Genomic DNA, 8,838 nt, shown 5'->3' on the forward strand with positions numbered 1-8,838 from the left:
GAGGGGAAGATGAAAAGTCTGTGGGATGAGAGTGATGCGCAGGAGCTTGAAGGCGATCTGTTGGCGCAGCGTGTTTACACCTCGCGCCTGCTGGGTCATGAGCCTTCGCTGGTGCTGCATGGCGGTGGCAATACCTCGGTAAAAGCTGAAGCAGTGAACCTGTTCGGAGAGTCTGAGACCGTGCTTTATGTTAAGGGCAGCGGTTGGGATCTGGCCACGATTGAGAAGGCGGGGTTTGCACCGGTTCGGCTGGATGTGCTGAACAAGATGGCAGAACTGCAGGCGCTGACCGATTCAGACATGGTCAATGCGCAGCGGGCGGCGATGACCGATCCTAATGCGCCCAATCCTTCGGTTGAGGCCATTCTGCACGCCATTATCCCCTCAACCTTTGTTGATCACACCCATGCTGATGCGGTGGTGACAATCAGTAACAGCCCCGGTGGAGAAAAGCGGCTGCAGGAGATTTACGGGGAAGAGGTGCTGATTCTGCCCTATGTGATGCCGGGTTTTGTGCTGGCACGTCAGGTCTATGAGCTGACCGCAGGTATTAACTGGTCAAAACTGAAAGGTATTGTGTTGCTGCATCACGGCGTTTTCACCTTCTCTGATGATGCACGTGAAAGTTACGAAAACATGATCGATCTGGTCTCAAAAGCTGAGGTCTACCTGGCTGAACATGTTGCCACTGAGAGTGCAGCTGCCACTGCCAATGCAGCAAATCTGCAGCAGATGGCAGCGATGCGCAGGGCGGCATCCAGAGTGCGTGGCTCTGCCATGCTTGCTCGCCTGACCAGTGATGCTGAGGCCGTTCAATTTTCTGCTCGTAGCAATGTTGCAGCCATTGCCGGGCGTGGGCCGTTGACACCCGATCATGTCATTCGCACCAAACGCACTGCCATGATCGTGGGTGATGATGCGGCTGCCAGCGTAGACTCCTTTGCTGATGATTATCGCAACTATTTCAAGCGCAATAACAGTAGCGACCTCACCTGTCTCGATCTGGCCCCGCGCTGGGCAATCTGGCCGGGCTGCGGGGCAGTGGCTTTCGGCACGACGCCGGGAGAGTGTGACATTATCGCCGATATCTCTCGCCATACGATGCAGGCGATCTGCCGGGCCGAGGCCCTGGGTGGCTGGCAGGCACTGCCTGAGAAAGATATTTTCGAGCTGGAGTACTGGGAGCTTGAGCAGGCAAAACTGAAGAAGGGTGGCTCTGCCCCTGAACTCAGGGGAAAAGTTGCCATGGTCACCGGTGCGGCAAGTGGCATCGGCAAAGCCTGTGTCGATTCTTTGCTGGTCAAAGGTGCTGTGGTTGTGGCGCTGGATATTAATCCGGAAATTATCGATATGAATGCGCCCAACCTGCTCGGTCTGGTCTGTGATGTGACCAGTAGAGCTCTGCTGAAAGGGGCGATTGAGTCGGCAGTTAGGAGATTCGGCGGGCTTGATATTGTGATTAGTAATGCAGGCATTTTCCCAGTCAGCTGTGAGATCGAAGCGATGGATGCGGATGTGTGGCAGCAGAGTCTTAATCTCAATCTGACCAGTCATCAGGTGCTGTTGCAGGAGGCGATCCCCTATCTGAAACAGGGTATCGATCCGGCAGTTGTGATTATCGCCTCTAAAAATGTGCCGGCACCGGGCCCCGGAGCATCAGCCTACTCTGTAGCCAAAGCGGGCTTGACCCAGCTTGGACGAGTGGCAGCCCTTGAGTTGGGCAGAGATGGTGTACGCGTTAATATGCTGCATCCTAATGCAGTCTTTGATACGGCTATCTGGACGGATGAGGTGCTGGAAAAACGTGCAGCCAGTTATGGTTTGAGCGTGGACCAATACAAGAGAAATAATCTCTTATGCTGTGAGGTGACCTCGCATCATGTGGGTGAGTTGGCCTGTGCCATGGCAGGAGATCTGTTTGCCTGTACCACCGGAGCACAGCTACCTGTTGACGGTGGCAATGAACGGGTTATCTGATACAGGGGCTGCTCTCACTAATTAATGCTGTCTGAACCGGATTCCTGCGCTATAGTACTTGCATGAAAATGAGATATCTCCTACTCCCGGTTTCACTGACTATATTGCTCTCTTCCCATGCGCTGGCGGAAGAGGATGCGGCCCTGCCGCCGCCTGAGGTCGGTGTTGAAGCCCCTGTCGAACCTGGCCTGGCCGATGAGATGAAAGAGAGTGCTCCCAATCTGCGTGATGAGCTGGGAACTGCCGATAACGACACCACCATCGATGTCCGCTCTTATCAGCGTAAAGATGGTGCCAAAATCACCGAATATGCTGTGCGCGGACGTGTCTATAAGATCAAAGTGCAGCCAGTTGGTGGTTTGCCAGCCTATTATCTCTATGACCGTGATGGTGATGGTACCTTCGAGCGTCGTCTGCCAGGTGGCGGTAAACCTATCTCACCACCAAGCTGGGTTGTAAAAGAGTTCTGATCCATGCGGGTTAAGATCCCGTCGCTGACCCTGATTACTGACAGTAGCCGATATCCGGATGATCTGCTTTTCTCTGTACTGGAGAAGACACTGGACCATGGCGTGGACGCTGTTCTTCTGCGTGAGAAGCAGCTTAGCTCAGCAAAGCTGTTGGCGCTGGCATCGAGATTGCGCGAGCTTACTTCAGCATATGAGGCTGCACTTTATATCCATACACAGGCCGATATTGCAGTCGCAGTGGATGCTGATGGTGTGCATCTGGCAAGTGGTGATATGAGCAATATTCCTGGCATACGTGGCTGGCTCAATGATGCGAATAAAACAGTATCCGTCTCCTGCCACTCTCTCACTGAGATCAGAATGGCGGAGCAGCATGGTGCAGACTTCCTGTTTCTCTCCCCTGTTTTTCCCACGGCCTCTCATCCGGGTGCAAAGCACCTTGGTGCTGACGCGTTTATCGATATCGTATCTCAGAGCAGACTTCCAGTCATCGCACTGGGAGGCATTGATGGCGACAACTGCCACGAAATTCAGGGCCATGGGGTGGCGGTGATCAGCGCTCTCCTGGCTGCAGATGATCCCACTTTGGCGGCGATCAGTTTACGCCAACAGGGTAAGCAAGGCTGATGCTTGTCCCCCCTTTTGGGGGATAGACCACATTGAAATAATAGATAGGATTATTTCCTATGAGTCAGCCAGATGATTTTCCCAAAAAGAAACAGAGCAGAACCATAACCACCATCAACAGAGCCGGGTTACGGCCCTATCGGTTGCATATAGATATTGAGGGCCAGCAGCTCAGGGTTAAACTTGACGGTCATTGGGCATTCAGAGACTCCAACTCTTTTTGGCAGCGGATATTCGACGAATGTCGGGCTAACAGCCTGAATTTTGCAGTGGTGATGTTCCAGTTTAGTAAAAAAATGTCGATCCAGGAGTCCCATGCTCTGGCGGGCAGGGCGTCTGAGATATTTTCAGGGCAGGGCATACAACTGGCGATTGTGGATATCAACCGCTGCTCATTCGCCAGTCCGGGTTTCTGGGCTAGGGCTGTGGGAAACGTTGGTTTTTCAACGTTTTTTCAGGATATGGCTGAAGCTGAAGCCTGGCTTGATAAGAAGGTTCTGGAATTTTCAAACAAAGAGTCTTAATAACATATCGAGGATGCTTGTCCCCCATTTGGGGGACAACACTTTTTTTTCAAGGCTGTATCATTGGCCGCTCTTACGGATGAGAAGAAGGGGTTCTAGAGATGAAACAGTTAATTCTTGTACGACACGCAAAATCCAGCTGGGATGATCTAAGTGCCAGAGACTTTGATCGGGACCTCAATGATCGAGGCCGCGGTGATGCCAGTGATATGGGAGCGCGACTGGCCAAAAGAAGAGGATTCAAACCTGACGCATTTTTAATCAGTTCATCACAGCGTACCAGAAGCACAGCATATCTGATGGCCGATCAGTTCAATTTTGCACATGCTGATATTGAACTGAAGGATGAGCTCTACTTGGCAAGCCCCAGCACCATGCTCAAAGTGATTCGTCAGACTCCAGATCATGTGCAGCAGTTGATCATCCTGGCCCATAATCCGGGCATTACAGAGCTGACCAACAGGCTGGCCAGAACCTATATTAATAACGTACCCACCTGTGGTCTGGCCATCCTTGAAATGGATATCAGCTCATGGCACGAAGTCGGTAGCCGGGCTCTGTTGCTCGATTTTGATTATCCTAAACGATTGCTTGTGGAAGATGCATTGCAACAGCAGCCATAGCTTCTAGAGTGTTTCGCCATGGGCATTGGCGAAAAATTAAAAACGTTTACTCCGGCAGTCGTTCTGACGCTAATCGGATTTATGGTCGCTTATCAGTTTGTTGATCCGGCACCACCGAATACACTGACCTTTTCTGCAGGCTCGAAAGAGGGTGCTTATTATGCCCATGCGCTCGCCTACCGCGATTATCTGAAACAGCGTGGCATCACGGTCACTGTGCTGGAGTCGGCAGGTTCACTTGAAAATGTTGAGTCTTTAAGCTCGGGCAAGGCCGATGTGGCTTTTGTACAGAGCGGCATCGCAGACCCTGACAACAGCAAACTCTCTTCGCTTGGCAGTATGTATTATGAGCCGCTCTGGGTGTTTGTGCGTGCAGATATTACCATCACATCACTGAATGAGCTGAAGGGGAAATCGATTGCTGTAGGGCCGCAAGGCAGTGGCACTCGCGTTCTATCGCTGCAGTTGTTGCAAGAGAATGGTGTGGATGAGTCAACTGCAACCTTGCTGCCATTGTCTGGAAATGCTGCGGCTGATGCGCTGAACAGTGGTAAAATCGATGCTGTATTTCTGGTTGCAGCAGCAAGCGCTGATGCGGTGTGGACATTGAACCAGAATACCAATGTGAAGCTGCTCAATTTCAGTCGTGCCGATGCCTATACCCGGCGCATTGCAACCCTCTCCGCATTGACACTGCCGCAGGGTTCACTTGATCTTGGCACCAATGAACCGAAACAGGACATGAAACTGCTGGCAGCTACGGCTACACTGCTGGTGAGTGAAACATTGCATCCGGCACTGCAGGATCTGCTGATGCAGGCGGCCACCCATGTGCACGGAGGCAGAAGCCTCTTCTCTACCGCCGGAGAATTTCCAACACCGTTGTATACGGCACTGCCATTGAGCAAAGAGGCGTCACGATATTATAAATCCGGCCCGCCATTTCTGCAGCGCTATCTGCCATTCTGGGCAGCCACATTGCTGGATCGTCTGAAGGTGATGTTGCTGCCATTTATTGCGCTGCTTATACCACTGTTTAAGGTGATGCCACCGCTCTACCGCTGGCGGGTTCGTTCAAGGATCTATCGCTGGTATGATGAGCTTAATCGTATCGATGAGGCACTGGGCAGTGGTTTTGATCAGTCACAGTTGGATGAACTGGATCGTATCGAGTCTGAGATCAGAAAGGTGCATGTGCCGCTCTCCTACTCTGATGAGCTGTACAACCTGCGCATGCATCTTGTCCTGATCCGTGAATCTGCCGAAAGAATAGAAGGATAAATAATGAGTAACCGACCCATTGAACTGCTGGCTCCGGCAGGCACCATCCGCAATATGCGTTACGCCTTCGCCTTTGGTGCGGATGCCGTTTATGCCGGGCAGCCGCGCTATTCGCTACGTGTGCGCAACAACGATTTTCAGCTGGAAAACCTGAAAACAGGTATTGATGAAGCACATGCACTGGGCAAACAGTTCTTTGTTGCCAGCAACCTTCTGCCGCACAACAACAAGCTCAAGCGCTATCTGGAGCATATGCAGCCAGTGATCGACATGAAACCAGACGCGTTGATTATGGCCGACCCCGGCCTGATCATGATGGTGCGCGAGAAGTGGCCTGAGATGCCAATTCATCTCTCTGTGCAGGCCAACACAATGAACTGGGCAGCAGTCAAATTCTGGCAGTCGGTGGGCGTGAAGCGGATTATTCTATCCCGTGAGCTCTCGCTTGATGAGGTGGAAGAGATTCGTCAGCAGTGCCCGGATATTGAGCTGGAAGTGTTTGTGCATGGTGCGCTCTGCATGGCCTATTCAGGGCGTTGCCTGCTTTCCGGTTACTTTAACCATCGTGATGCCAATCAGGGCTCTTGCACCAATGCCTGCCGTTGGGAATATGGCATGGAGAAAGCTGCTGAAGATATCTCCGGCGACATTATCCCCATACAGGTGCTTGATGGCATGAATGCCCAGCCTTTTGCTGATACCGGAAGTGTTGAGCGTCATCCTTTGGGGGACAGGGTCTATACCCTGACTGAACCCAACCGCCCTGATGAGCAGATGCCGATATTCGAAGATGAGCATGGTACCTACATCATGAACTCCAAAGATCTGCGCGCCGTACAACATGTTGAGCGACTGGTGAAGATCGGTATCGACTCACTGAAAATCGAAGGCCGCACCAAATCCCACTACTACGTGGCACGCACAGCCCAGACCTATCACCAAGCCATTGAAGATGCTGTGGCAGGCAGGCCCTTTGATGAGAAGCTGATGTTCCAGCTCGATGGTTTAGCTAGTCGCGGTTATACCGATGGTTTCTATACTCGCAAACGTTCATCGGGTACCCAGAACTATGAAACCGGCAATTCACAATGGCTAAGCCAGCGTTTTGTCGGTGAAGTGGTCGGTTATGATGAAGAGAAGAAGATGGCTGAAGTGATTGTGAAGAACAAATTCTCAGTCGGTGACTCGATTGAACTGATCAATCCCGATGGCAACCACACCTTTATCGTCGAATCAATCAACGATGCCCGTTACGGCAATCCAATGGATGTAGCTCCGGGCAGTGGCCATCAGGTCAAAATGCCCGTACCGGTGAAACCTGCTGAACTGGCGCTGCTGGCGGTTAATCTGCCGGACTGATCCCCCTGCGCAGTTTTTCGATAATGGTAAATGGCTCGCCTGCATTGGTCAGGTTTTTCAGGCGCGGTGTGGTTTCTCTCTGGCCGGGGAAGAGCATCTCGCTCTGATAGGCGGAGGTGATCTCCTCAAAGCCGAGAATGATTGAGCCGGAACCATCCCGATCCTCAAATTTCTGCAGGTTCTCAATCTCGCCGATGGCAATAAATCGACTCTGTTTGGTGCGGATGCCGGAAAGGATAATAATGCGCTGATCGGTGATGCCATAGAAGGTTTTCTGACGCAGTATGGCATCGTAATAGAAGCGCCCGGCAATCATGTAGAGACCGATAAAGACAAATGGCAGACCGAACAGTGCCATCAGCAGCGGTGCATCTCCGCTGATCACCTGATACTCCCAGAAGATGGAGAAGCCACCCCAAAGCAGGCTGAAGGGGATCAAAAAGAGATCTGAAGAATGAAGCAGGAATCCCTGCTTTGGCTGAGCACTCCAGAGCAGTTGCTCATCCTCGGCCAACTCGGCAGCGATAACAGACTTATGGTCATACATGCTGCAAATATCCACCGATTACGACGAATTCTCAATGGTTGAATAGTCTATCTGAGACAAATGGGTTCACTGGAAACGGTTCAGGGCTAACAGTTTTGTGAATTTTCTGCGATACTGCCGCGCGGTTGGTGCAAGCTGGCCACAACCAGAGGTGTTCGGGGGCCTGACAGTTATGGCGATGAAGTACAATACAGATGATCTTCGCATTAGCGGCTTAAGTGAAATTGCTGCGCCGGAAGAGGTCCATGCTGAGCATGCGATCAGTGAAACCGCTGCGCGTACCACCCATGATGCCCGTGTTGCCATTCATGAGATTCTGCATGGTGAGGATGATCGACTGCTCGTAGTGGTTGGCCCATGCTCCATTCACAACCCGGATGCAGCCCTTGAATATGCAGTCCATATACAGCGCATGCGCAAAGAGTTGGGTGACGATCTTCTTATTGTCATGCGCGTCTACTTTGAGAAGCCACGCACTACCGTTGGCTGGAAAGGTTTGATCAATGATCCGAATCTCGATGGTACATTCGAGATTAACAAAGGCATTCGTCTGGCCCGTAAACTTCTTCTCGATGTCAACGAGATGGGTGTACCTGCCGGCACTGAATTCCTCGATCTGATCACGCCGCAATATGTGGCTGATCTGGTCAGTTGGGGTGCAATCGGTGCGCGTACGACCGAGTCACAGGGCCATCGTGAACTGGCCAGTGGCCTCTCCTGCCCTGTTGGTTTCAAGAATGGTACCAATGGTGGTTTCCAGATCGCCATTGATGCACTGCATGCCGCCAAGCATCCGCATGTCTTCATCTCGCTGACCAAGCAGGGCAAATCTGCAATCTTCTCAACCGCCGGTAATGATGACTGTCATATCATCCTGCGTGGCGGTACAGAGCCGAACTACGATGCGGCAAGTGTGGCGCGTGCTGTCAATGAACTGCAGTCTGCCAAGCTCTCCTGCAGCCTGATGATTGATTGCAGTCATGCCAACAGCAGCAAGCAGTTCAAGCGCCAGATCGATGTGGGCGCAGATATTGCTGATCAGATAACAGCCGGTAACCACTGCATCACAGGTGTGATGATTGAGTCGCATCTGCATGAAGGGCGTCAGAATGTTGTGGCGGGAGAGAAACCTGAATTCGGTATCAGTATTACCGATGCCTGCCTAGGCTGGGAAGATACAGAGGCCCTGCTTCATACGCTGGCTGAAGCGGTGCGTAAACGCAGGTCTGCAGCCGCCGCTTAAACGATAGTGAAATGAGATTAAAAAAAGGCGCAGTGAAAACTGCGCCTTTTTTATTCAATGTGTCCCGTCCTGAAATAAGTTGACACAAAAAGGACTTATTATGGGAAAGGAAGAAACAGCAAGGCGCAGACGAAGTCAGCGTGATTATACATTGGGCTTTAAATTGAGCATTGTCGAACAGGTTGAA

At 51.7% G+C, this 8,838-nt stretch carries 9 protein-coding genes; 8 read left to right on the top strand and 1 reads right to left on the bottom strand.

Annotated elements, in window-relative coordinates; all coding sequences use genetic code 11:
• Positions 1-9 precede the first annotated feature (9 nt).
• From F3F96_RS08080 to yegQ, 7 genes are all read left to right on the top strand, one after another.
• Complete coding sequence (locus F3F96_RS08080; RefSeq protein WP_176962728.1) at positions 10-1,977, top strand: bifunctional aldolase/short-chain dehydrogenase; 1,968 nt, start codon at positions 10-12, stop codon at positions 1,975-1,977.
• Positions 1,978-2,039: 62 nt separating this feature from the next.
• Positions 2,040-2,447 (top strand): DUF2782 domain-containing protein, encoded by a 408-nt coding sequence (locus tag F3F96_RS08085; RefSeq protein WP_176962729.1) that lies wholly within the window; start codon positions 2,040-2,042, stop codon positions 2,445-2,447.
• Positions 2,448-2,450: 3 nt separating this feature from the next.
• Positions 2,451-3,074 (top strand): thiamine phosphate synthase, encoded by a 624-nt coding sequence (locus F3F96_RS08090; protein WP_176962730.1) that lies wholly within the window; start codon positions 2,451-2,453, stop codon positions 3,072-3,074.
• A 59-nt stretch (positions 3,075-3,133) separates the two neighbouring features.
• A complete protein-coding gene (locus tag F3F96_RS08095; RefSeq protein WP_176962731.1) occupies positions 3,134-3,598 on the top strand; it encodes a hypothetical protein in 465 nt (154 codons plus the stop codon).
• 101 nt (positions 3,599-3,699) lie between these two features.
• Entirely contained in the window at positions 3,700-4,221 is a 522-nt protein-coding gene (locus F3F96_RS08100) for a histidine phosphatase family protein (protein WP_176962732.1), read from the top strand.
• A gap of 18 nt (positions 4,222-4,239) precedes the next feature.
• A complete protein-coding gene (locus F3F96_RS08105; protein ID WP_176962733.1) occupies positions 4,240-5,502 on the top strand; it encodes a TAXI family TRAP transporter solute-binding subunit in 1,263 nt (420 codons plus the stop codon).
• Positions 5,503-5,505: 3 nt separating this feature from the next.
• Complete coding sequence (yegQ, locus tag F3F96_RS08110; protein WP_176962734.1) at positions 5,506-6,861, top strand: tRNA 5-hydroxyuridine modification protein YegQ; 1,356 nt, start codon at positions 5,506-5,508, stop codon at positions 6,859-6,861.
• Here yegQ and F3F96_RS08115 read toward each other — a convergent pair.
• Complete coding sequence (locus F3F96_RS08115) at positions 6,845-7,408, bottom strand: hypothetical protein (RefSeq protein WP_176962735.1); 564 nt, start codon at positions 7,406-7,408, stop codon at positions 6,845-6,847. The two genes, yegQ and F3F96_RS08115, sit on opposite strands and share 17 nt — an antisense overlap.
• A 172-nt stretch (positions 7,409-7,580) precedes the next feature.
• On the opposite strand from F3F96_RS08115, the gene F3F96_RS08120 reads away from it, so the two are divergent.
• Positions 7,581-8,651 (top strand): 3-deoxy-7-phosphoheptulonate synthase, encoded by a 1,071-nt coding sequence (locus F3F96_RS08120; RefSeq protein ID WP_370465524.1) that lies wholly within the window; start codon positions 7,581-7,583, stop codon positions 8,649-8,651.
• The last annotated feature ends 187 nt before the right edge of the window (positions 8,652-8,838 follow it).

It is taken from the genome of Mariprofundus sp. NF (assembly GCF_013387455.1).
Classification (GTDB): Bacteria; Pseudomonadota; Zetaproteobacteria; order Mariprofundales; family Mariprofundaceae; genus Mariprofundus.